The sequence below is a fragment of the Roseateles hydrophilus genome (assembly GCF_026712245.1).
In the GTDB taxonomy this organism is placed as follows: domain Bacteria; phylum Pseudomonadota; class Gammaproteobacteria; order Burkholderiales; family Burkholderiaceae_C; genus Pelomonas; species Pelomonas hydrophilus.
This window is the reverse complement of record NZ_JAPPUY010000003.1, coordinates 322,215-342,594: the sequence shown is the minus strand read 5'-3', so window position 1 is coordinate 342,594 and position 20,380 is coordinate 322,215. Positions and strand designations below refer to the sequence as shown.

The 20,380-nt window shown below is 70.8% G+C and carries 19 protein-coding genes and 1 pseudogene; 14 read left to right on the top strand and 6 right to left on the bottom strand.

Annotation, left to right across the window (positions count from 1 at the left end; genetic code table 11):
* Window positions 1-42 precede the first annotated feature (42 nt).
* Entirely contained in the window at window positions 43-348 is a 306-nt protein-coding gene (locus tag NYO99_RS13220) for a hypothetical protein (protein ID WP_268167678.1), read from the top strand.
* A 165-nt stretch (window positions 349-513) separates the two neighbouring features.
* On the opposite strand, the gene NYO99_RS13215 is transcribed toward NYO99_RS13220, so the two are convergent.
* The 4 genes from NYO99_RS13215 to NYO99_RS13200 are packed head-to-tail and all read right to left on the bottom strand — an operon-like array spanning window position 514 to window position 6,150.
* On the bottom strand, window positions 514-1,866 hold the full coding sequence (locus tag NYO99_RS13215) for a DUF3526 domain-containing protein (protein ID WP_268167677.1): 1,353 nt from the start codon (window positions 1,864-1,866) through the stop codon (window positions 514-516).
* Window positions 1,863-3,290 carry an ABC transporter permease gene (locus NYO99_RS13210; protein WP_268167676.1) on the bottom strand — a complete coding sequence of 476 codons (1,428 nt, stop codon included), beginning with the start codon at window positions 3,288-3,290 and terminating at the stop codon, window positions 1,863-1,865. The genes NYO99_RS13215 and NYO99_RS13210 overlap by 4 nt, the downstream gene beginning before the upstream one ends.
* Entirely contained in the window at window positions 3,287-4,009 is a 723-nt protein-coding gene (locus NYO99_RS13205) for an ABC transporter ATP-binding protein (protein ID WP_268167675.1), read from the bottom strand. The genes NYO99_RS13210 and NYO99_RS13205 overlap by 4 nt, the downstream gene beginning before the upstream one ends.
* A gap of 2 nt (window positions 4,010-4,011) precedes the next feature.
* Complete coding sequence (locus NYO99_RS13200) at window positions 4,012-6,150, bottom strand: TonB-dependent siderophore receptor (RefSeq protein ID WP_268168053.1); 2,139 nt, start codon at window positions 6,148-6,150, stop codon at window positions 4,012-4,014.
* Between the two features lie 74 nt (window positions 6,151-6,224).
* Between NYO99_RS13200 and NYO99_RS13195 the strand changes: the two are divergent.
* The 3 genes and pseudogenes from NYO99_RS13195 to NYO99_RS13185 all read left to right on the top strand — a co-directional run.
* Window positions 6,225-6,587 (top strand): annotated as a pseudogene (locus tag NYO99_RS13195) (Fur family transcriptional regulator); the annotation flags it as partial.
* 177 nt (window positions 6,588-6,764) lie between these two features.
* Window positions 6,765-7,271: a YgjV family protein gene (locus NYO99_RS13190; protein WP_268167673.1), complete on the top strand. Its 507-nt coding sequence runs from the start codon at window positions 6,765-6,767 to the stop codon at window positions 7,269-7,271.
* Window positions 7,272-7,315: 44 nt separating this feature from the next.
* Window positions 7,316-8,449 (top strand): GGDEF domain-containing protein, encoded by a 1,134-nt coding sequence (locus NYO99_RS13185; protein ID WP_268167672.1) that lies wholly within the window; start codon window positions 7,316-7,318, stop codon window positions 8,447-8,449.
* Window positions 8,450-8,465: 16 nt separating this feature from the next.
* Here NYO99_RS13185 and NYO99_RS13180 read toward each other — a convergent pair whose 3' ends face one another.
* Entirely contained in the window at window positions 8,466-8,918 is a 453-nt protein-coding gene (locus tag NYO99_RS13180) for a hypothetical protein (protein ID WP_268167671.1), read from the bottom strand.
* Between the two features lie 11 nt (window positions 8,919-8,929).
* The gene (locus tag NYO99_RS13175) at window positions 8,930-9,862 is read right to left on the bottom strand and encodes an MBL fold metallo-hydrolase (RefSeq protein ID WP_268167670.1); all 933 of its coding nucleotides are present in this window, start codon (window positions 9,860-9,862) and stop codon (window positions 8,930-8,932) included.
* Window positions 9,863-10,121: 259 nt separating this feature from the next.
* Here NYO99_RS13175 and NYO99_RS13170 point away from each other — a divergent pair, with 259 nt between their 5' ends.
* From NYO99_RS13170 to NYO99_RS13125, 10 genes are all read left to right on the top strand, one after another.
* A complete protein-coding gene (locus NYO99_RS13170) occupies window positions 10,122-12,320 on the top strand; it encodes a TonB-dependent receptor (protein ID WP_268167669.1) in 2,199 nt (732 codons plus the stop codon).
* Between the two features lie 53 nt (window positions 12,321-12,373).
* Entirely contained in the window at window positions 12,374-12,604 is a 231-nt protein-coding gene (locus NYO99_RS13165) for a hypothetical protein (protein WP_268167668.1), read from the top strand.
* 65 nt (window positions 12,605-12,669) lie between these two features.
* Window positions 12,670-14,175: a sigma-54 interaction domain-containing protein gene (locus tag NYO99_RS13160; RefSeq protein ID WP_268168052.1), complete on the top strand. Its 1,506-nt coding sequence runs from the start codon at window positions 12,670-12,672 to the stop codon at window positions 14,173-14,175.
* A 160-nt stretch (window positions 14,176-14,335) separates the two neighbouring features.
* Window positions 14,336-15,547, top strand: coding sequence for a substrate-binding domain-containing protein (locus tag NYO99_RS13155; protein WP_268167667.1), 1,212 nt, complete (start codon window positions 14,336-14,338; stop codon window positions 15,545-15,547).
* Window positions 15,548-15,566: 19 nt separating this feature from the next.
* Window positions 15,567-16,310, top strand: coding sequence for an ABC transporter ATP-binding protein (locus tag NYO99_RS13150; protein ID WP_268167666.1), 744 nt, complete (start codon window positions 15,567-15,569; stop codon window positions 16,308-16,310).
* A complete protein-coding gene (locus NYO99_RS13145; RefSeq protein ID WP_268167665.1) occupies window positions 16,307-17,047 on the top strand; it encodes an ABC transporter ATP-binding protein in 741 nt (246 codons plus the stop codon). Before NYO99_RS13150 ends, NYO99_RS13145 begins: the two co-directional genes overlap by 4 nt.
* A complete protein-coding gene (locus NYO99_RS13140; RefSeq protein ID WP_268167664.1) occupies window positions 17,044-17,421 on the top strand; it encodes a hypothetical protein in 378 nt (125 codons plus the stop codon). The genes NYO99_RS13145 and NYO99_RS13140 overlap by 4 nt, the downstream gene beginning before the upstream one ends.
* A gap of 4 nt (window positions 17,422-17,425) precedes the next feature.
* Window positions 17,426-18,400: a branched-chain amino acid ABC transporter permease gene (locus NYO99_RS13135; protein ID WP_268167663.1), complete on the top strand. Its 975-nt coding sequence runs from the start codon at window positions 17,426-17,428 to the stop codon at window positions 18,398-18,400.
* Window positions 18,400-19,482, top strand: a complete 1,083-nt coding sequence (locus tag NYO99_RS13130; RefSeq protein WP_268167662.1) for a branched-chain amino acid ABC transporter permease — start codon at window positions 18,400-18,402, stop codon at window positions 19,480-19,482. The genes NYO99_RS13135 and NYO99_RS13130 overlap by 1 nt, the downstream gene beginning before the upstream one ends.
* Entirely contained in the window at window positions 19,479-20,333 is an 855-nt protein-coding gene (locus NYO99_RS13125; RefSeq protein ID WP_268167661.1) for an alpha/beta fold hydrolase, read from the top strand. The genes NYO99_RS13130 and NYO99_RS13125 overlap by 4 nt, the downstream gene beginning before the upstream one ends.
* Window positions 20,334-20,380: the final 47 nt, after the last annotated feature.

The following is a 20,380-nucleotide window of genomic DNA, read 5'->3' as shown; positions in this document are numbered from 1 at the left end:
CTCCCTGCGTGTTGGAATCCGCGGCGCTCAGGGAGACACGGGATGAAGCGCTTCTCGACCACACTGCTGTGGCTGCTCGCCAGCCACACCGCCCCGCTGACCCCAGCCGACCTGCCGCCCACGCTGCGCGACTGGCTGCCCTGGGCGCAGCAGGGCCAGCCGCCGCTGGGCTGCCCGGCGCAAGCCGAGGGTGAGACGGCGCATTGCGTGTGGCCGGGGCGCTTGCAGCTGAATGCCAGCGCGCGAGGCGACGTTCCGGCTCGACGTGCAGGTCTTCGGCGCGCCCACCCGCCTGGCCGAGGACGGCCGTCTCGTCGTGCAAGCGCCCAGCGAGTTCCGAGCGGTTGAGAGTCTTTCACCCATGCCCGCCTTGCACGCCAAAACGCCCTCGCCCGTCGTTGCAAGTGCTTAGCCTGTGCCCGGGCTATGGCTGCGCTTTGCGCCTGGTCCGAGGGCGCTTTGACGCGCCTTTCTGGCACGGCCGAAAAACTCTCAACCTCTGAGCGGCCCCGGTCACTGCACGCGGCCGGCCGCCCTCGCGCCAGCCAGCAGCAGCGCACCGCCCAGCACGGCCAGGGCCAGCAGTGACCCCAACGGCAACGGCGCCCGGGCCGGCGGCGGCGCATAGCGCGGCAGGCGGGCGAAGTCGTCCAGGCCGTAGCGCCGCTCGCCGAACAGGTACGGGTAGTGGTGTTCGCGCAGCCGGGTGTGGAAGGCGGTGATGGCGTCCTGGTAGGCCAGCTGCGCGCCCAGGTCTGTGCCGGCCAGGCGATGGAGCACGGCCTGCAGGCCCACGCCGGGCAGCGCGACGCCCAGCCCGTCGGTGGCGCGCTGGCGCGCGAGCAGCGCCTCACGGTAGGCCGCCACCTGCGGCGCCACGGCCTCGTCGCCCAGCTGCTGGAAGGCGTAGTACCACTTCCAGTGGAAGCCGGCCGGCAGCGGCGCGGTGTGCTGCCACTGCGGGTGGCTGCGGAAGAAGCGCGCCAGCGTCTCCTCGCGCGACACGTCCCACGCACCATGCACCGCCTCGCGCTGGGCCAGCATCAGCGCCACGCCCTGGCTGACCGGCACGCTGCGCGCCAGCACCGCCTGGCCCAACGTGGGCAACACCAGCGTCACTGCGACCCAGGCGCCCATCAGCACCAGCGCATGGGCCACCGAGCCGGCATCTCGCGCGCCCACCCACAGCGCGAGCCCGGTCCAGCAGGCGGCATAGGCCAGCACCGCCACGGCCACCAGGCCCAGCTGTGCGAGCGGCATGCCGCTGACGATGGCGCCGGCCGCAGCCGGCAGCAGCAGCGCCGCCGCGGCCAGCCCGGCGCGCAGCCCGGCACGGCGCAGCCACAGGCCACGCCCGGCCCCGGGCAAGGCCCGCAGCAGCGCCAGCCGGCCCGACTGGCGCTCACTGCTGACCAGGTCGTGCAGCAGCACGATGAGGAAGAGCGGCAGCAGGTAGACGGCCACGAAGGCGAAGTCGAAGCGCCCGGCCAGCACCAGCTCGGGGTTGAAGGTCTCGCCCTCGTGCAGCTGCGACTGCAGGGCCAGTGCCCGCACGCGCAGCACATAGGGCGTGGCATCGCGCAAACCCAGGGCCAGGAAGGCGGCCGTTGACGGCGGGTCCCAGGTGGCCAGGAAGCTGTAGTAGGCCACCGTGCCGGCGTCACCGTGGCGGGTCAGGCGTGGGCCCTGCGCGGCCAGCTCCTGGCGCTGCAGCTCGGCCACGCGGGCGATGGTGTCGTGCTGGCGTTGCACCTCGCGCAGGCCCAGCCCCACGGCCACGCTGGCCAGCACCGCCAGCAGCAGCAGCGCCGCCACGGCACCGCGGGCGCGCAGCAGCAGCCGCGCTTCATGCCGCCACGCGCTCATGGCCGGCCTCCGCCGAGGCGGCGCGTGGCCAGCAGCAAGGCCCCGCCCAGGGCCAGCCCCCACGCGGCCAGCACGCCGGCCATGGGCAGCGTGCGGCGCAGCGCATCGGCCGGCGGCTCGGGCGTGAAGCGGAACTCGGCCAGCCCCTGCCAATGCTCGCGGCTGATGCGGCTCTCGCGGCTGTTGCGGTCGCCGGCCCAGCTCATCTGCTCCGCCTGCAGCCGGTTGAGCGCCTGCACCAGCGCATAGCGGTGCGCCTCGGCCTGGGTCAGGAAGCGGCTGTAGGCCAGCAGGTCGGTGCCGGCCGCGCCCATGGAGAGGCGGCGCAGCGCGATGGCCGGGCTGAGCAGCGAGAAGCCGCTGAGCCGGGCCAGCTGCGCCTGCTGCAGCGCCAAGCCGTCGCGGGCATGGCGTGCGAACAGCTCGCTGGTCAGGCGCTCGCCCTCCATGCCCACCAGGCCCTTGTAGTTGACCGGCAGGTCTTCCACGCGCGCGACACCGTACTGCGCCAGCACGCGCTGGCGGAAGGCGCTGAAGTAGGGGTCGTCGGGGTTGTGGCTGTCGCCCAGCGCGGCCAGCTCGCGGGCCACGGCAATGTCGGTCTCCAGCCGCGTGGGCAGTGACAGCGTGGCGGTGACGAGTTCCGGCGCCAGCCGCGGCAGCAGCACCACGCCCACGGCCCAGGCCGCCAGCAGGGCCAGCAGCGCATCGCGCCCGCGCCGAGCCAGCGTGGACGCCAGCACCACGCCCAGCACCCACAGCCCCAGCCAGGCCGCATACGCCGCGCCCAGCGCCAGGGCGGCTGCAGCGCTGGCCGGCGCCGACACGGCGATGGCCGCCAGCGCCACGGCGGCCGGCAGCAGCATCAGCCCGGCCACGGCCAGCAGCGCCAGCCCCTTGCCGGCCACCAGCGCCCCCGGCGGCAGGCCCTGGGCCAGCAGCACGCGCAGCGTGCCGCGCTCGCGCTCGCGCGCCACGGCCGCGTGGCCGATGAACACCAGCAGCAGCGGCGCCAGCACCTGCAGCACGAAGGCCGGCGTCAGCTGGCCGAAGCGCAGCAGCAGCGAGGACTGGCGCACATCGCCGAAGTTGGCGCTGTTCTGGCGATGGCCTTCGAGGAACAGCGTGTGGCCCGTGTAGGGGTCGATGCCGGCATCGAAGGCCGCCAGCGGGTTCAGCGGCCGGAACACGAAGTGGCCGTAATGCACCATGCGGTGCGGATGGCGGTCGGGCTGGGCGTGGAACTCGTGGTCCACCTGTGCCTGGTGGCGCGCGCGCTCAGCCGCGGCCGCGTGGCGCTGCTCCCAGGCCGTGAAGGCCGCGATGGCGCTGAGCAGCAGCAGCAGGGCCAGCGCTGGCAGAGCCACGCGGTCGCGCCGCAGCAGCCGCCATTCCTCGCGCGCCACGCGCAGCGCGGCGTTCACAGCGGCGCCCCGGCGGCGTAGTGCCGGTGCAGCGCGCGCACGTCGAAGCGCTCCGGCCCGGCAGCGCTCGCTTGCTCCACCAGCCGGCCGTCGCGCAGGAAGCCGATGCGGTCGGCCACGTCGGCCGCGCCCAGCAGGTCGTGCGTGACCATCAGCACCGCCACGCCGCGCGCCCGCACCAGGCCCAGCAGCCGGCCGAACTCGACGCTGGCCTGCGGGTCCAGGCCCGAGGTGGGCTCGTCCAGCAGCAGCGCCGGCACGTGGCGGGCCAGCGCCAGCGCGATGGCCACCTTCTGCCGCATGCCCTTGGAGAAGCCGGCCACGCGCCGGTCGTGCGCGGCGGCGTCCAGCCCGGCGGCGCTCAGCGCCTCGCGGATGGCGGCGTCGCTGGCGGGCTGGCCGGCCAGGTCCAGCAGGTAGGCCAGGTTCTCGCAGGCGCTCAGCGGCTCGTACAGCGCCACGTTCTCGGGGATGTAGGCGATCTGCCGACGCGCAGCCGTGGGAGCGGTGGCCGGGTCGGCCCCGCCCACGCGCACCCGGCCGCTGCGCGCCGGCACAAAGCCCAGCAGCAGGTTGATCGTGGTGGTCTTGCCAGCGCCGTTGGCGCCCAGCAGCGCGTAGATCTCACCCGGCGCAACCTGCAGGGTCAGGCCTTGCAGCACGTCGCGGCCGCCATAGCCGGCAACAGCGTTGACGATGTCGAGCACGGGACTGCGCATGGTCAGAACTTCGCTTGCAGACCGGCGGTCACGGTGCGCGGCGCGCCCGGCGTGACCCACACGCGGCTGTAGGAGCTGGTGTAGTGGGTGCGGTCGAACAGGTTGTCCACGTCCAGCGTGGCGCGCAGCGTCGGGCTGATGCGCCAGTGGGCCACCAGCTTGGCGGTGGTGTAGGCGGGCAGCTCGAAGCTCGTGGCCGTCTGGCCCAGGCGCGCACCGACATGCGTGACGCCACCGCCCAGGCCGTAGCGCTGGCCGTTGGCGAGCGCGCCCTCGTACACGGCCAGCAGGCTGCCGTTGACCTTGGGCACGTTCAGCAGCCGGGTGCCGGCGGCCAGCGTGGTGTCGCGGCGCACCTCCACGTCGTTGAGCACCAGGCTGGCATTGACGCGCCAGGACGTGCTGACCTGGCCGGCGAAGTCCAGCTCCAGCCCGCGGCTGCCCACCTCGCCGGCGGCAATCGAGAAACCGGCCCGGGCAGGGTCCGTCAGCGCCGCCGGGTCGGCCGTCAGCACATTGCGCTTGCGGATGTCGAACAGCGCCGCTGTCAGGCCGAGGCGGCGGTCGGCCCGCTCCCACTTGGCGCCCAGCTCCAGCGCGCGGCCGCTCTCCGGCGCGAAGGACTGGCCGCCGAAGTCGGTGCCGACGTTGGGGCGGAAGGACTTGCCGGCGCTGGCGTAGACCGTCCATTGCGGCGTGGGCAGCCAGCTCAGGCCCAGGCGCGGCGAGGTGGCCGACGGCGTCTGCTGCGTCGTCACGCCGGTGCGGCGGTTCTGCAGGGACTGGCGGTAGCGGTCCACGCGCACGCCGGCCACCAGGCGCCATTGCGGCGCCAACGTCAGCGCATCCTGCGCATAGACAGCCGTGCCGCGCTGGCGCTCCAGCGTGTTGGTGTTGGCCGCGGGCGTGGGCTGGGCCTGGCCGTAGACGGGCTGGAAGATGTCGATGGCGTAGGGGTTGGCCGTGGACGGGTTGATGCGCAGCATCACGGAGTCCATGTCGAACCGGAAGGTTTCGGCCCCCACCAGCAGCTCGTGCACCACGCCGGCGGCGCGCACGCGGCCCTGCAGCTCGGCCTGCAGCGCCAGGTCGTCGGAGTCGTAGTCGCGGAACCGGCGCTGGCGCGTCAGCGTGTTGTCGGCGCGCAGCGCGGTGGGTTCGGTGGAGAAGCCGTTCAACGCCGTGGTGCGGGTGGACAGGCCCACGCGGCTGCGCCAGCGGTCGCTCCAGTCGTGCGACAGGATGAACTGGTGGGTGCGGTTGTTCACCGTCGCGTCACCATCGGCCGGCTCGCCCAGGAAGCGCTCGCGCGGAATGATGCCCAGCTGGCCCGTCGTGCTGGCGACGACGCCACGGTCCAGCGGCGTGCGGTGGCGCAGCAGTTCGCCGCTGTAGTCCAGCACGGTGTCGGCGCCCAGCTTCCAGCTGAAGGCCGGCGCGATGACCTCTCGGCGCGCCTGCACGTGGTCGCGGAAGCTGTCGCGGTCTTCCAGCGCCACGTTGAGCCGATAGGCCAGTGCGTCGCTGACGGGGCCGGTGCTGTCCAGCGCCACGCGCTTGAGGTTGAAGCTGCCGGCATACACCTCCAGCGCATGGCCGGCCTGCCACAGCGGGCGCTTGGACACGATGTTCAGCGTGCCGCCGGGCTCGCTGCTGCCGTACAGCGCGGCGGCCGGGCCCTTCAGGAACTCGATGCGATCGACACCGGCCAGGTCGCGCGGCGCATTGAAGCCGCGGTTGGACGAGAAGCCGTTGAGCAGCGTGGCCATGCCGGTGTTCTCGTTGCCGGCCAGGCCGCGCACGGCGATGTTGTCCCACAGGCCGCCGAAGTTGTTCTGGCGCGAGACGCCGCCGACGTAGTCCAGCACGTCGTCAAGCTTGGTGGCGCCCAGGTCGTCCAGCGCCTGGCGGGTCAGCACCCGCACCGACTGCGGCAGCTCGCGCAGGCGCAGCTCGGTCTTGGCGCCGCTCGCGTCGCCGGCCAGGTAGGCGCCCGAGGCGGTGCGGCCCACCACCTCCACGGCTGGCAGCACGGCCTCCGCCGAGCCGGTGGCGGCCGGCTGTTGCGCCTGGGCGCCAGCGGCCAGCAGGGCCGCGGCCAGAGGGATGAGACGGAGTGCGGGCAGACGGTTCACGGCGATCGATCGAAGGGTGAAGTTGGTCTCACATTCTAATGCGAATGCATTTGCATTAATGCCGGCGCTAAGCTTGCGGCATGGAACGCAACACCCGCCAGCGCACGGCCATCCGCCAAGCCATCGCCGACGCCGCCCGCCCGCTGCTGCCGCAGGAAATCCTGGAGGCGGCCGGCGCCGGTGCGCCGGGCCTGAGCATGGCCACGGTCTACCGCAACCTGCGCACGCTGGTGGATGAGGGCGAGCTGCGCTCGGTGCTGCTGCCGGGCGAGGTGGCGCGCTACGAGGTGGCCGGCGGCGGGCACCACCACCACTTCCAGTGCCTGAGCTGCCAGCGCGTGTTCGAGGTGGACGCCTGCCCGGGCGACCTGGCCTCGCTCGCACCTGCCGGCTTCACGGTGGAAGACCACGACCTGACGCTCTACGGCCGCTGCGCCGACTGCGCGACGCCCGCGCGCGGCCGCAAGGCGGCCAAGCCCGCCGCGGCGGCGCACAGCCACACGCACGATCACGGCCACGCGCACGACCACGCCCCCAAGCCGGCGCGCCGCGCGCGCTGAACCCGCTCACTCCCGAACCGGGGCGCCGCACGATGCGCGCCCCCGCCCTGCCCCGCCCGCATGCTGCTGCCCACCGACTGGCTCTCCCCCGCCCAATGCTTCGGCTACCTCGCCTTCGTGCTGGGTGTGAGCTGCTTCCTGCAGACGGATGACCGGCGCTTCAAGTGGTTCATGGCCGGCGAGTGCATGGCCTACGTGGTGCATTTCGCGCTGCTGGGCAACCCAACGGCGGTGGTGAGCTCGCTGATCTCGATGGCGCGCTCGCTGCTGTCGCTGCGCACGCGCTCGCCGTGGGTGGCCGTGGCGGTGGTGGCCGCCAACATCGGCTTCGGCCTCGCCATCGCCGACAAGCCCAGCGACTGGCTGCCGCTGACGGCGTCTTGCCTGGGCACCATCGCCCTCTTCACGCTGCAGGGCGTGCCCATGCGGCTGCTGATGCTGTGCGGCACGGGCCTGTGGGTGGCCAACAACGTCATCGTCGGCTCCATCGGCGGCACGGCGCTGGAGCTGGTCATCGCGGCGATCAACCTGACGACCATCGCCCGGATGCTGCGCGCGTCGCGCTGAACCCGGCGGGTGGACAGCGGCGCGCGGTTGCCGATACTGGGTGTATGAGCGCCGCCCCGTTGCCCGCACCGCCGCCCGCGCTGGCGTTTGCCATGGAGGCGCAGCAAGGCGCCTTCGTGCAGTGCGTGACCGGCCTGCAGCGCACCTTGCGCACCACGCCGCTGGGCTGGGCGCTGGTGGCCTGGCTCTGCGGGGATCGCATCGCGCCCGTCGCGTTGCTGACCTGGCTGGGCCTGGCGTTCACCGGCTGGGTGGCCTGCCTGCTGGTGCTGGCCCGGCTGCGGCGCGTCGGGCCTGATGTGCAGCGCCACAACGGGTGGCTGCTGGCCGTGGCCGTCACCGATGGCGCCTGGTGGGGCGCCGTGATGCCCCTGCTGAGCGGGGACGACATGGCCCTGAACGCGCTGCTGGCTGCGGTGCTGTGCGGCGCGATGGCGGTCAACGCGCCGGTGTACGTGCCGCGCATCCGCGCCTTTCACGCCATGTGCGCGGCCATGTGGCTGGTGGCCCTGTGCAGCCTGCCCGGGCACCTGGCGCCAGGCATGGCGGACATCGTCATGGGGCTGGGCCTGTTCATGGGCCTGCTGTGCTTCGTCATGCGCGACATCGCCCGGCGCGTGGTGGAGGGGCTGCGGCTGCAGCTGGCCAATGCCGCACTGACGGCGCAGCTGAGCGAGGCGCTGGCCGCCGCGTCGCAGCAGGCGGCCACGGACGGGCTCACCGGCCTGCCCAACCGCCGCTCGCTGGACCAGTTGCTGAACGCGCAGCTGGCCATGGCGCAGCGCGAGGCCCGGCCCTTCTCGGTGCTGATGCTGGACCTGGATCACTTCAAGGCCGTCAACGACACGCACGGCCATGCGATGGGCGACGCGGTGCTGCGCGGCTTCGCGCAGCGCATCCAGGCGCAACTGCGCCGCTCGGACGTCTGCGCCCGCTACGGGGGCGAGGAGTTCTGCGTGGTGCTGCCCGGCACGGCGGACGCGCTGGCCCTGGACGCCGGCGAGCGGCTGCGCCGCGCGGTGGCGGGCGCGCCGCTGGCGCCGAACGTGCCGGTCACGGTGTCGGTGGGCGTGGCCACCTGGCGGGCCGGGGACGACGCCGCCGCGCTGCTGGCCCGGGCCGACGACGCGCTCTACACCGCCAAGCGCACCGGCCGCGACCGCGTCGTGGCGGCCTGAACGGCAGCGCCGGCGATCACTTGGGTGGCGCCAGCGCCGCGTCCACCTTGGCGCGGTCCACGCGCCGCTCGAAGCCGCCAACGGCGGCGGCCACCTCGGGGTTGCTCATCAGCTCCTGCATGGCCAACGCACCCAGGGTCTGGAACGCGGCCACCATGCCGGCCTGGCCCTCGGCCTGCACGGCCTCGCGGGCCTGCACCTGGCAGCGCTCGGCCAGCAGCGCGGTGAAGAGCTTGGCGGCGGCCTCGTCGGCGCCGTCACGGGCCGGCTGGTCCACGCGCGACAGGTCCTTGATCTCGGGGTGCGTCGCCATCGCGATGAAGATCCAGCGCGCCAAGTCCTTGCGGTCCTTGCCGGTCGTGCTGTCGGCCAGGCAGGCGCCCAGGGCCTGGGCCTTGGGCCCGGCCTGCGCCGACAGCGGCAGCGCCGCCGCCAAAGAGAGAAGCAGGGTGGGGAGCAGTCGTTGCATGGGTGTGCGGCTCAACGGTTGGCCGAGTAGTTGACGGGCAGCCAGTCGTAACCCTTGCCGTCGGCGCGCAGGCGGCCGATGCCGGGGAAGCTGACATGCGTGACGGCGACGAAGTAGCCATCACGGGCCGCCGCAGCATAGGCGGCCTCGCGGGCCGGGCGGGCGGTGGCGGGGTCGCTGTCGAACTGGATGGTCACGGACGGGTCGGGGAACTGCACCGCCGCCACGTGCATCAGGTCGCCCCAGAACATCATCTTCTGGCCCTTGCTCTCGGCAACAAAGTTGCTGTGGCCGGGCGTGTGGCCGTAGGCGGGGAAGGCCTTCACGCCAGGCACGATCTCCACGCCGTCCTTGCTGCCGTCAAAGGGCTTGAAGCGGCCGGTGTCGGCGAACGCCTTCACCAGCGCCGCGATGGCCTTGGCGCCATCGCCACCCTTGGCCACCTGCTCGGCCGCCAGCCAGTGATCGCTGTCGCGCTTGTCGATGCGCAGCACCGCGTTCGGGAAGGCGCTGGCCGAGGCGCCGCCGATGTGGTCGCCATGCATGTGGGTGATGACGATCTCGTCCACCTGCTCGGGCTTGTAGCCGGCGGCCTGCAGGTTGGCCAGCACGCGGCCGGCCGTGGGGCCGAACAGGCCGGCCGTGCCGGTGTCCACCAGCACGACCTTGCTGCCCGTGTTGACGAGGTAGGCGTTCACCGAGGTCTCCAGCGGCACGCCCAGGTAGGCGTGTTGCAGGGCGCGCAGCGTGTTGGCGGGCGGCTGCTGCAGCAGCTTGTCGACGGGCAGGTGCAGCACGCCGTCAGACAGCGCGGTGATCTCGAAGTCCCCCAGCTGCACGCGGTACCAGCCGGGCGCCTGGCCCTTGAGCTGCGGCCCGGCGGCCAGGGCGGGAGCGCTGGCCAGGGCCAGGGCGAGTGCGGCGGGGATCAGGCGTTGCAACATGGCGTGTCTCCAGGCGGTCGGGGTGACGGTGCGGCGCAGCATATCGGCGCTGGCGCGGGCGTGCAGCCGCAGGGCAACCGTCTGCCCGCTGGACAGGCCAGCGCGGCGCGATTGCCTGGAATCCGGACACCAGGGCGCCCGCCAAGCGGCAAATCGCGGGTCAACCCGCAAGGGTTTGCGCGGGATTGGCGCTGGGCTGGTGCAGGCACGGCTTTTGCGCAAAGCGGGTGGCACCAAAAAACCCATCAGGAGACAAGCCATGCCACGACGCCTACCGGCGCGCCTGCGCGTTCAACGCCTGCAACTCGCCATCCTCGCGACCCTGGGCAGCTGCATCGCCCTGCCGGCCGCGGCCCAGACCCCCACGCCCGAACCCAAGGCCACGCTGGAGACCGTCAAGGTCACAGCCCGCAAGCGCGAGGAGTCGCTGCAGGACGTGCCGGTGGCCGTGACGGCGCTGACGGCCGAGCAGCTGGAGAAGCTCGCCATCAAGGACCTGGGTGACCTGCAGGGCCAGGTGCCCAACCTGACCATCTACGCCGCCCGTGGCAGCAACACCACCATCACCACCTTCATCCGCGGCGTGGGCCAGGCCGACCCGCTGTGGGGGGTGGACCCGGGCGTGGGCATCTACTTCGACGACGTCTACATCGCCCGCCCGCAGGGCGCGCTGCTGGACGTCTACGACGTGCAGCGCGTGGAAGTGCTGCGCGGCCCGCAGGGCACGCTGTACGGCAAGAACACCATCGGCGGCGCGGTGAAGTACGTCTCCAAGCCGCTGCCGACGCAGACCGAGGGACAGGTGACGCTGGCCGTGGGCAACCACGGCCAGGTCACCGCCAAGGGTGGCGTGGGCACGGCAGTGGCCGACGGCCAGTTCCGTTTCCGTTTGGCAGCTGCCAGCCTGAACCGCGACGGCTACGGCAAGAACCTGACCGACGGCAGCGCCGTCAGCGACCAGAACACCACCAGCGGCCGCGTGTCGGCAGGCTGGTTCCCCACCGGCTCATCGTTCAACGCCCAGGTGTCGGTGGACCGCACGCAAGACGCCTCGCACATGCGCGGCTTCCAGCGCCTGAACGTGAACCCCTTCGACCCCGCCAAGACGCCCGCCACCACCGGCCGCTACGACATCGCCACCGGCATGCCCAATGCCAACCGCACGACGAGCGAAGGCGAATCGCTGACGCTGAACTGGGGCGTCAGCGACACCTGGAGCCTGAAGTACATCCTGGCCCACCGCGCGTCGGACACCAACACCTCCATCGACTTCGACGGCCTGCCCAACAAGATCGCTGACGTGCGCGCCGAGTACCACGACAGCTCGCAAAGCCACGAGCTGCAGGCGGCCTACGAGGGGCAGAACAGCTCCGGCGTGATCGGCGCGTACTACTTCGACGGCCGCGCCGGCGGCACGGTGCGCAACAACTTCTTCAATGCGAGCTTCGGCACCACCAACGGCCTGGTCTACACACAGGGCAAGGCGCTGTTCGGGGATTGGAGCTGGCGCATCACGCCGCAGTTCAGCGTCAGCACCGGGCTGCGCTACACCGACGAAACCAAGCGCGCCGTGGTGCTGAACCAGGCCTTCGCGAACGACCAGTTCAGCGGCACGCCCGTTGCAGTGCCGGCCAACTTCGACAAGAGCCGCTCGGTGACCAACACCTCGCCGCGCCTGTCGCTGGAATACAAGGCCAGCAAGGAAGCGAAGCTCTACGCCACCGCCTCGCGCGGCTTCAAGAGCGGCGGCTACAACATCCGCGCCAACACGGTGGCCTTCCCGTCGTCCAGCAAACCCTTCGAGGACGAGAAGCTCGACTCGCTGGAGTTGGGCGCCAAGATGATCCTGGACGGCGGTCGCCTGGAGCTGAACACGGCGGTCTTTCACAACAAGTACAAGAACGTGCAGCTGTCGGTGTTCACCAGCTACACGCAAGCCAACGGCCAGCCAGGCTTCTTTGGTGACTTCACCAACGCCGGCCAGGCCACCGTCAACGGCGCCGAGGTGGAGTTCCTGTGGACGCCCACACCCGCCTGGCGCCTCAGCGGCAACCTGGCCACGCTGGACGCCAAGTACGACGAGTACATCGACCGCAACGTCAACGTGGCCGACCAGAAGAAGTTCACCAACACGCCCAAGTTCCAGGCCAGCCTGACCGTGGAGCACAGCATGACGCTGCCTATCGGCACGCTGCGCTCACGCCTGGGCCTGAGCCACCGCAGCAAGGTCTACCCCACGACCGACCTGTCGGAAGCCCTGGCGCAGGACGCCTACACGCTGGTGAACGCCGGCCTGATCTGGGAGAAGGACGCCAAGCTGAGCTTCTTCCTGCAGGGCAGCAACCTGACCGACAAGGCCTACAAGACCGACGGCTACAACATCGCTGCGTTGGGCGTGCTGAACGCCTACTACGGCCCGCCGAGGACGTTCACGGTCGGAGGCACCTACAAGTTCTGACGGTGCAATCAAGCGGTATTGATGCCTGGCCGGCGCGGTACATTGCACCGGCCATGTTCAAGGGACTTCTGCGTCGATCCTTCGTTGCACTGCTGGTCTGGACGCTGATCGTCCAGTTGGGCGGCTGGTTCATCGAAGCCAGGCATTGCGGCCGCATCGGCTGTGCCGATGGCACGGACGACCTGGGCCTGGGCCTCGTGATGTTCATCTTCTCGGTGACGAGCCTGGCCGTCGTGGCCATCGGCCTCGTGCTCTATCAACTGCTGATGCCGCGTCGCTCCTGATGAACCCTGTCGACGACGGCCTCAGCCTGTCGGATCGCCGGACGGCGCGGTACATTGCCGCGGCCATGCCGCTGTCCAAATCCCAGACACCCGCCGGCATCCCCCAGGATGTCGACGGCCTGCTGCGCCTGGCCGCGCAGTCGATGTTCGACGTGCTGGCGCGGTCGACGGAAGGGATGATGGTGGTGGACCGCCACCACCGCGTCGTCTGGATCAGCGACGGCTACAAGCGCTTCCTGCCGGCGCTGGGCTTCAACGACGAGCACGAGTTCGTCGGCAAGCGCGTGGAAGACGTCGTCCCCAACACGCAGATGCTGCAGGTGCTGGAAACCGGCAAGCCGGTGCTCGTCGACCTGCTGACCAACAAGGCCGGCACCTTCCTCGTCAGCCGGCTGCCGCTGCGCAACGACGCGGGTGAGGTCATCGGCGCTTTGGGCCTGGTGCTGCTGGATCACCCCGAGACAACGATGCAGCCGCTGATCCAGAAGTTCGCGCGGCTGCAGCAGGAGCTGGAGGACACGCGCCGCCAGCTCGCCGCGCAGCGCCGGCCCAAGTACACGATCGCCAGCTTCATCGGCGCCAGCCCGGCGGCGCTGGAAGTGAAGCGCCAGGCGCGCCGCGTCGCGCAGACCGACTCGACGGTGCTGCTGCTCGGCGAGACCGGCACCGGCAAGGAGCTGATGGCGCACGCCATCCACGCCGCGTCGCGCCGTGCGCACCGGCCGCTGGTGGGCGTCAACATCGCCGCCGTGCCCGAGACACTGCTGGAGGCCGAGTTCTTCGGCGTCGCGCCCGGCGCGTACACCGGTGCGGAGCGCAAGGGCCGCGACGGCAAGTTCAAGCTGGCCGACGGCGGCACGCTCTTCCTCGACGAGATCGGTGACATGCCGCTGGCGCTGCAGAGCAAGCTGTTGCGCGTGCTGCAGGAGCAGGAGGTGGAGCCGCTGGGCAGCAACACCGTGATGCGCGTGGACGTGCGCGTGATCGCCGCGACCAGCCGCGACCTGGCCGCCATGGTGGCGGCGGGCCAGTTCCGCGCCGACCTGTACTACCGCCTCAACGTGCTGCCCATCCGCGTGCCGGCGCTGCGCGAGCGGCTGGACGACATCGAGGCGCTGGCCGAAGCGCTGGGCGAAGACATCGCCCGCCGCAGCGGCATGCCGCAGAAGCTGCTGAGCCCCGACGCCATCGACTGGCTGATGCAGCAAGCCTGGCCCGGCAACATCCGCGAGCTGCGCAACACGCTGGAGCAGGTCAGCCTGATGAGCGACGACATGCAGCTGACGGCGGCGCACTTCCAGGGCGGGCCGGCATTGCCGGCAACGGCCGCGGCCGCGCCGGCGCCGGCCACAGCCCTGGCCAGCACCCCGGCCATCTCGACGGCCCAGGCTGTCGCGCCGTTGCCCGAGCTGATCGAGGCGCTGGAGCGCGACGCCATCCGCCGCGCGCTCCAGGCCACCGGCGGCAACCGCATGGCGGCGGCTAGGCTGCTGCAGATTTCGCGAGCGTCGTTGTATGAGCGGCTGGCACGGTGGCCGGACCTGGAAGTCCAGGTTTCAGGCGGCGCCTGAAAGTCAGACACTCGCCGCGTCCCTAACGGCCAAAAACCTCGGGACAACCCGCAGGAAAACCGCCCCCGGCGCCCCTTCCCCGCCGGGCATGGCCCTTGCAAAAAGGGAAGACACCGTCTGCCAACAGAGCAGACCGACTCGAACACAGGAGACAAAGCCCATGCGCCTCACCACGCGCCGCTTCGCCCTCGCGGCCGCCACCCTGGCCGCCACCCTGGCCGCCACCCTGCCCGGCCTGACCCTGGCCGCCGGCAACGAGATCCGCATCGCCCACGTCTACAGCAAGACCGGCCCGCTGGAGGCCTACGGCAAGCAGACGCAGATCGGGCTGATGATGGGCCTGCAATACGCCACCGGCGGCACCATGACCGTGGCCGGCAAGAAGCTCGTCGTCATCGAGAAGGACGACCAGGGCAAGCCCGACGTGGGCAAGAGCCTGCTGGCCGCGGCCTACGGCGACGACAAGGCCGACATCGCCGTAGGCCCGTCGTCCAGCGGCGTCGCGCTGGCCATGCTGCCGGTGGCCGAGGAGTACAAAAAGATCCTGCTGGTGGAGCCGGCGGTCGCCGACTCCATCACCGGCGACAAGTGGAACAAGTACATCTTCCGCACGGGCCGCAACTCCTCGCAGGACGCCATCGGCAACGCCGTGGCCTCTGACATCGCCGGCCTGAACATCGGCGTGCTGGCGCAGGACTACGCCTTCGGCCGTGACGCCGTGAAGGCCTACAAGGAGGCGCTGAAGAAGGCCAAGATCGTCCACGAGGAATACCTGCCCACGGCGACGACCGACTTCACCGCCGGCATCCAGCGCCTGGTCGATGCGCTGAAGGACAAGCCCGGCCCCAAGGTCATCGCCGTCGTGTGGGCCGGCGCCTCCACACCCTTCGGCGCGCTGGCCGCGCTGGACCTGCAGAAGCGCTACGGCATCGCCGTGGGCTCGGGCGGCAACATCCTGCCGGCCATGGCCGCCTACAAGCAGTTCCCCGGCATGGAGGGCGCGACCTACTACTACTTCGGCATCCCGAAGAACCCGGTCAACGAGTGGCTGGTGGCCAACCACTACAAGCAGTTCAAGGCGCCGCCGGACTTCTTCACGGCCGGCGGCATGAGCGCGGGCATCGCCATCGTCGAGGCGCTCAAGAAGACGGCCGGCGACACGACCACCAACAAGCTCATCAAGACCATGGAGGGCATGAGCTTCGAGACGCCCAAGGGCAAGATGACCTTCCGCGCCGAGGACCACCAGGCGATGCAGTCGATGTACCACTTCCGCATCAAGGTGGACCCGGCCTTCCCGTGGGGCGTGCCGGAGCTGGTGCGGGAGATCAAGCCGGAAGAGATGGCGGTGCCCATCCGCAACAAGCGCTGATCTGAGCGGACGGCGGCCCGTGCTCGAAACCAAGAACCTCACCATCCGCTTCGGCGGCCATGTGGCCGTCGATGGCGTGAGCTGTGCCTTCCAGCCGGGCACGCTGACCGCCATCGTCGGCCCCAATGGCGCGGGCAAGACGACCTACTTCAACCTCATCTCCGGCCAGTTGCCGGCGAGCAGCGGCGAGGTGTGGCTGGACGGCGAGAACCTGACCAAGCTGCCCGCGCCCGTCCGCACGCGGCGTGGGCTCGGGCGGGCCTTCCAGCTGACGCAGCTGTTCGCGCACCTCACGGTGCTGGAGAACGTGCGCCTGGCCGTGCAGGCGCGGCGCGGCCTGGGGCTGAAGCTGTTGTCGGTGTGGCTGTCGCACAAGGCGCTGATCACGGAAGCCGAGGCCATCCTGCAACGCGTGCGGCTGGCCCACCGCGCCACCGACACGGCCGCCAGCCTGCCGCATGGCGACCAGCGCAAGCTGGAAGTGGCCATGCTGATCGCGCTGGACCCCAAGGTGTATTTGTTCGACGAGCCGACGGCCGGCATGAGCGTGGACGAGGTGCCCGTGGTGCTGGACCTGATCCGCGCGCTGAAGGCGGAGAAGCGCCACACGCTGCTGCTGGTGGAGCACAAGATGGACGTGGTGCGCGAACTGGCCGACCGCATCATCGTGCTGCACCAGGGCAAGCTGGTGGCCGATGGCGACCCGGCGACGGTGATCGCCTCGCCCATCGTGCAAGAGGCTTACCTGGGGGTGGCGGCATGAGCGCGCCGTTGCTATCGCTGAAGGGCGTCCACACCCACGTCGGCGCCTACCACCTGCTGCACGGCGTGGACCTCGACGTGCCGGCTGGCCAGGTGACCATGCTGCTGGGCCGCAATGGCGCCGGCAAGACGAGCACGCTGCGCACGCTGATGGGCCTGTGGACGGCCAGCGCCGGCACGGTGACGTTCAAGGGCGAGGACATCACGAAGCTCGCCACTCCCGACATCGCGTCGCGCGGCATCGCCTACGTGCCCGAGACCATGGGCATCTTCGGCGAGCTGACCGTGGCGGAGAACCTGCTGCTGGCGGCACGCTCGGCCAAGCGGCTGGCGGACCTGGATGCCGCGCGGCTGGACTGGCTGTTCGGCCTGTTCCCCGCGCTGAAGACCTTCTGGCAGCACCCGGCGGGCAAGTTGAGCGGTGGGCAGAAGCAGATGGTGGCCATCGCCCGCGCGCTGATCGAGCCGCGCGAGCTGCTGGTCATCGATGAGCCGAGCAAGGGCCTGGCGCCGGCCATCGTGGAGAACCTGATCGCGGCGCTGCGCGAGCTGAAGAAGACGTCGCAGACGACGGTGCTGCTGGTGGAGCAGAACTTCCGGGTCGCTGCGGAGTTGGGTGACTCGGTCGCCGTCATGGATGACGGGCGGATCGTGCATCGCGGGGCGATGGCCGAGTTGATCGAGGACGCTGGCTTGCAACAGCGGCTGTTGGGGTTGTCGTTGGGGGCGCATCAATGAGCCGTCTCGACAAGCCTTCGGGCTCGCGCCTCCGCCCCATGCAGCGCCACCCGGGCGGCACTGCCGATCACTACCGCTCGTGCCGTCGCCCCAGCGACGCGGCAATTCCTGATGAGCCCGGCGTGCAGCCGGCGTTAAGCGGCGTGAAGGGGCGATGGATGGCGCTCGTCACAGGGACAGCCGCGAGAGCGCAGCGGGTCGCGTCTGCCCGCCAAACAACTGCGTGTTTTCGCGCGCCACTCGCCGCAGGAGACAGGTCGTGTGCGGTTCAGGGCCTCTTCTTTGGTGACTTTCTTCTGGCCCCGCAGAAGAAAGTTACCGCGCTGCCGGGCGCGCATCCCGGCACGGCACTCGCCATCAACCTGAAGCAGTGAGCACATGAAGCTCGACCCCAAACCCCTGGCCCTGCTCGCAGCCATCACGCTGCTCGCCCTGCCCCTCACTGGCAGCCCCTCCACCTGGCTCAACCTGACGCTGGCCGGCATTGCCATGGGCCTGATCATCTTCGTCATCGCCTCCGGCCTGACGCTGGTGTTCGGCCTGATGGACGTCCTCAACTTCGGCCACGGCGTGTTCATCGCGCTGGGCGCCTTCATGGCCACGACCGTGCTGGCGGCGATGGCGCCGTGGGCCACCAGCCCCGACGTCCTCGCCAACCTGGCAGCGCTCGCAACCGCGTGCCTCGCCGGCATGGCCATCGCCGCCGCCGTGGGCCTGGTGTTCGAGCGCGTGCTGGTGCGGCCCGTCTACGGCCAGCACCTGAAGCAGATCCTCATCACCATGGGCGGCATGATCATCGGCGAGGAGCTGATCAAGGCCAGCTGGGGTGCGCAGCTCATCCCGCTGCCCCTGCCCGAGGCCCTGCGCGGCATCTTCCTGATGGGCGACGTGGCGGTGGAGAAGTTCCGCGTGCTGGCCATGCTGATCGGCATCGTCGTGCTCGTGGGCCTGCTGCTCGTGCTGAACCGCACCAAGCTCGGCCTGCTGATCCGGGCCGGTGTGCAGGACCGCGAGATGGTCGAGGCGCTGGGCTACCGCATCCGCCGGCTGTTTGTCGGCGTGTTCGTCGCCGGCGCGGCGCTCGCCGGCCTGGGCGGCGTGCTGTGGGGCCTGGTGCAGCAGGGCGTGGAGCCGCAGATCGGCGCCAAGGTCAACCTGCTGCTGTTCATCGTCATCATCATCGGCGGCCTGGGCTCCACGCTGGGCTGCCTGGTGGGCGCGCTGCTGGTGGGCCTGGTGGCCAACTACGTGGGCTTCCTCGCGCCCAAGGCCGCGCTGTTCTGCAACATCGGGCTGATGGTCGCCATCCTGCTGTGGCGCCCGCAGGGCCTCTACCCCGTCGGAGCCAAGTGATGCTGCGCGCGCTGCTTTCCCACGACCTGCCGCGCAGCCGTCTGCTGGCCGGCCTGCTCGCCGCCTGCTTCATCGGCCTGCTCGGGGCGCCCTTCATCTTCCCCGGCACGCAGGCGCTGAACGTCGCGGCCAAGGTGCTGGTGTTCATCCTGCTTGTGGCCAGCTACGACCTGCTGCTGGGTTACACCGGCATCGTCAGCTTCGCGCACACGATGTTCGTCGGCATCGGCGCCTACGGCATCGCCATCGCCTCCACGCGCATGGGGCCGGACTGGGGCTCGCTCGCGCTCGGCTTCGTCGCCGCCCTCGCGCTGAGCGCCGTGCTGGCGCTGGCCATGGGCCTGGCCAGCCTGCGCGTGAAGGCCATCTTCTTCGCGATGATCACGCTGGCCGTGGCCTCGGCCTTCATGACGCTGTGCTCCCAGCTCAGTGACATCACCGGCGGCGAGGACGGGTTGAACTTCCAGCTGCCTGACGTGCTGCGCCCGTCCACCGAGTTCATGGAGGAGCCGCTGCTGGGCGTCATGCTGGACGGCCGGCTGCTGATCTACTACCTGCTCTTCGCCGCCGTCACGGCGCTGATCCTGCTGCTGCTGCGCATCGTCAACTCGCCGTTTGGCCGCGTGCTGCAGGCCATCCGCGAGAACGAGTTCCGCGCCGAGGCCATCGGCTACCGGCCCGTCGTCTACCGCACCGGCGCCAATGTCATCGCCGCGCTGCTGGCCTGCTGCGGCGGCGCGCTGCTGGCGCTGTGGCTGCGCTACACCGGCCCCGAGACGGCCATGAGCATGGAGATCATGCTGGACCTGCTGCTCATCGTCGTCATCGGCGGCATGGGCACGGTGTACGGCGCCGTCATCGGCAGCGTGCTGTTCATCGTGGCGCAGAACTACCTGCAGGCGCTGCTGAAGGGTGCGGGCGCGCTGGTGGAGGGCGTGCCGGTGCTGAGCACGCTGGTGTCGCCCGACCGCTGGCTGCTGTGGCTGGGCGTGCTGTTCGTGCTGGCGGTCTACCACTTCCCCGGCGGCATCGTCGGGCGGCTGCGGCTGGCCTCTTGGGCGCGAGGGAGGAAGCAAGCATGAGATCGCACTACCTCAGCTGCCTGGGCCGCGAGCTGCACGTCACGACCTGGGGCGACCCGGGGCTGCCGGCCGTCATCGCCTGGCACGGCCTGGCCCGCAGCGGCCGCGACTTCGACGACTTCGCCGCCGCGCTGAGCGCGCGCTGGCACGTGGTGTGCCCCGACACGCTAGGCCGCGGCCTGTCGCAATGGGCGGTGGACCCGGCACGCGAGTACTGCCTGTCGTTCTACGTGGAGCAGGCCGAGGCGCTGCTGGACCAGTTGGGCCTGCAGAAGGTGCACTGGGTGGGCACGTCCATGGGCGGCGCCGTCGGCACGCTGGCTGCCGCCACGCGGCTGCGCGGGCGCATCAAGCGGCTGGTGCTCAACGACAACGGCCCCGAACTCGCCGCGCCCGCGCTGGCGCGCATCCAGGCCTATGCGGGCCAGCCGCCGGCCTTTGCCACCGTCAGCGCACTGGAGCGTTACTTCCGCGAGATCTACGCCAGCTTCGGCGCACTGACCGACGCCCAGTGGCGCCACCTGACCGAGACCTCGCTGCGCCGCCTGCCCGATGGCCGCTTGACGCCGCACTACGACCCGGCACTGGCGCTGCAGTTCCAGCACCACCCGGACGACTACAGCCTCTGGCACGCCTGGGACCAGCTGGACCTGCCGGTGCTGTGCCTGCGCGGCGAGGACTCCACGCTGCTGACCGCCGAGACCGCCCAGGCCATGCGCGAGCACGGCCCGCGCGCGGCGGTGGCCACCATTGCCGGCTGCGGCCATGCGCCGGCACTGAACACGCCCGAGCAGATCGGCCTGGTGGAGCGCTTCCTCGCTGCCGCCGAGGTGACAGGCTCAGGGGGGTGAATGCCCCGAGCCCGCAGCCTGCCGACAGGCCCTAGAGTCAGCCGCAA

Bases quoted from the DNA above. Each gene is read 5' to 3' on its own strand.
- NYO99_RS13165 (WP_268167668.1), top strand. From the start codon at position 12,374: ATGTTCAAGGGACTTCTGCGTCGATCCTTCGTTGCACTGCTGGTCTGG.
- NYO99_RS13190 (WP_268167673.1), top strand. From the start codon at position 6,765: ATGCTGCTGCCCACCGACTGGCTCTCCCCCGCCCAATGCTTCGGCTAC.
- NYO99_RS13185 (WP_268167672.1), top strand. From the start codon at position 7,316: ATGAGCGCCGCCCCGTTGCCCGCACCGCCGCCCGCGCTGGCGTTTGCC.
- NYO99_RS13160 (WP_268168052.1), top strand. From the start codon at position 12,670: ATGCCGCTGTCCAAATCCCAGACACCCGCCGGCATCCCCCAGGATGTC.
- NYO99_RS13175 (WP_268167670.1), bottom strand. From the start codon at position 9,862: ATGTTGCAACGCCTGATCCCCGCCGCACTCGCCCTGGCCCTGGCCAGC.
- NYO99_RS13155 (WP_268167667.1), top strand. From the start codon at position 14,336: ATGCGCCTCACCACGCGCCGCTTCGCCCTCGCGGCCGCCACCCTGGCC.
- NYO99_RS13145 (WP_268167665.1), top strand. From the start codon at position 16,307: ATGAGCGCGCCGTTGCTATCGCTGAAGGGCGTCCACACCCACGTCGGC.
- NYO99_RS13215 (WP_268167677.1), bottom strand. From the start codon at position 1,866: ATGAGCGCGTGGCGGCATGAAGCGCGGCTGCTGCTGCGCGCCCGCGGT.
- NYO99_RS13125 (WP_268167661.1), top strand. From the start codon at position 19,479: ATGAGATCGCACTACCTCAGCTGCCTGGGCCGCGAGCTGCACGTCACG.
- NYO99_RS13135 (WP_268167663.1), top strand. From the start codon at position 17,426: ATGAAGCTCGACCCCAAACCCCTGGCCCTGCTCGCAGCCATCACGCTG.
- NYO99_RS13205 (WP_268167675.1), bottom strand. From the start codon at position 4,009: ATGCGCAGTCCCGTGCTCGACATCGTCAACGCTGTTGCCGGCTATGGC.
- NYO99_RS13140 (WP_268167664.1), top strand. From the start codon at position 17,044: ATGAGCCGTCTCGACAAGCCTTCGGGCTCGCGCCTCCGCCCCATGCAG.
- NYO99_RS13180 (WP_268167671.1), bottom strand. From the start codon at position 8,918: ATGCAACGACTGCTCCCCACCCTGCTTCTCTCTTTGGCGGCGGCGCTG.
- NYO99_RS13170 (WP_268167669.1), top strand. From the start codon at position 10,122: ATGCCACGACGCCTACCGGCGCGCCTGCGCGTTCAACGCCTGCAACTC.
- NYO99_RS13220 (WP_268167678.1), top strand. From the start codon at position 43: ATGAAGCGCTTCTCGACCACACTGCTGTGGCTGCTCGCCAGCCACACC.
- NYO99_RS13130 (WP_268167662.1), top strand. From the start codon at position 18,400: ATGCTGCGCGCGCTGCTTTCCCACGACCTGCCGCGCAGCCGTCTGCTG.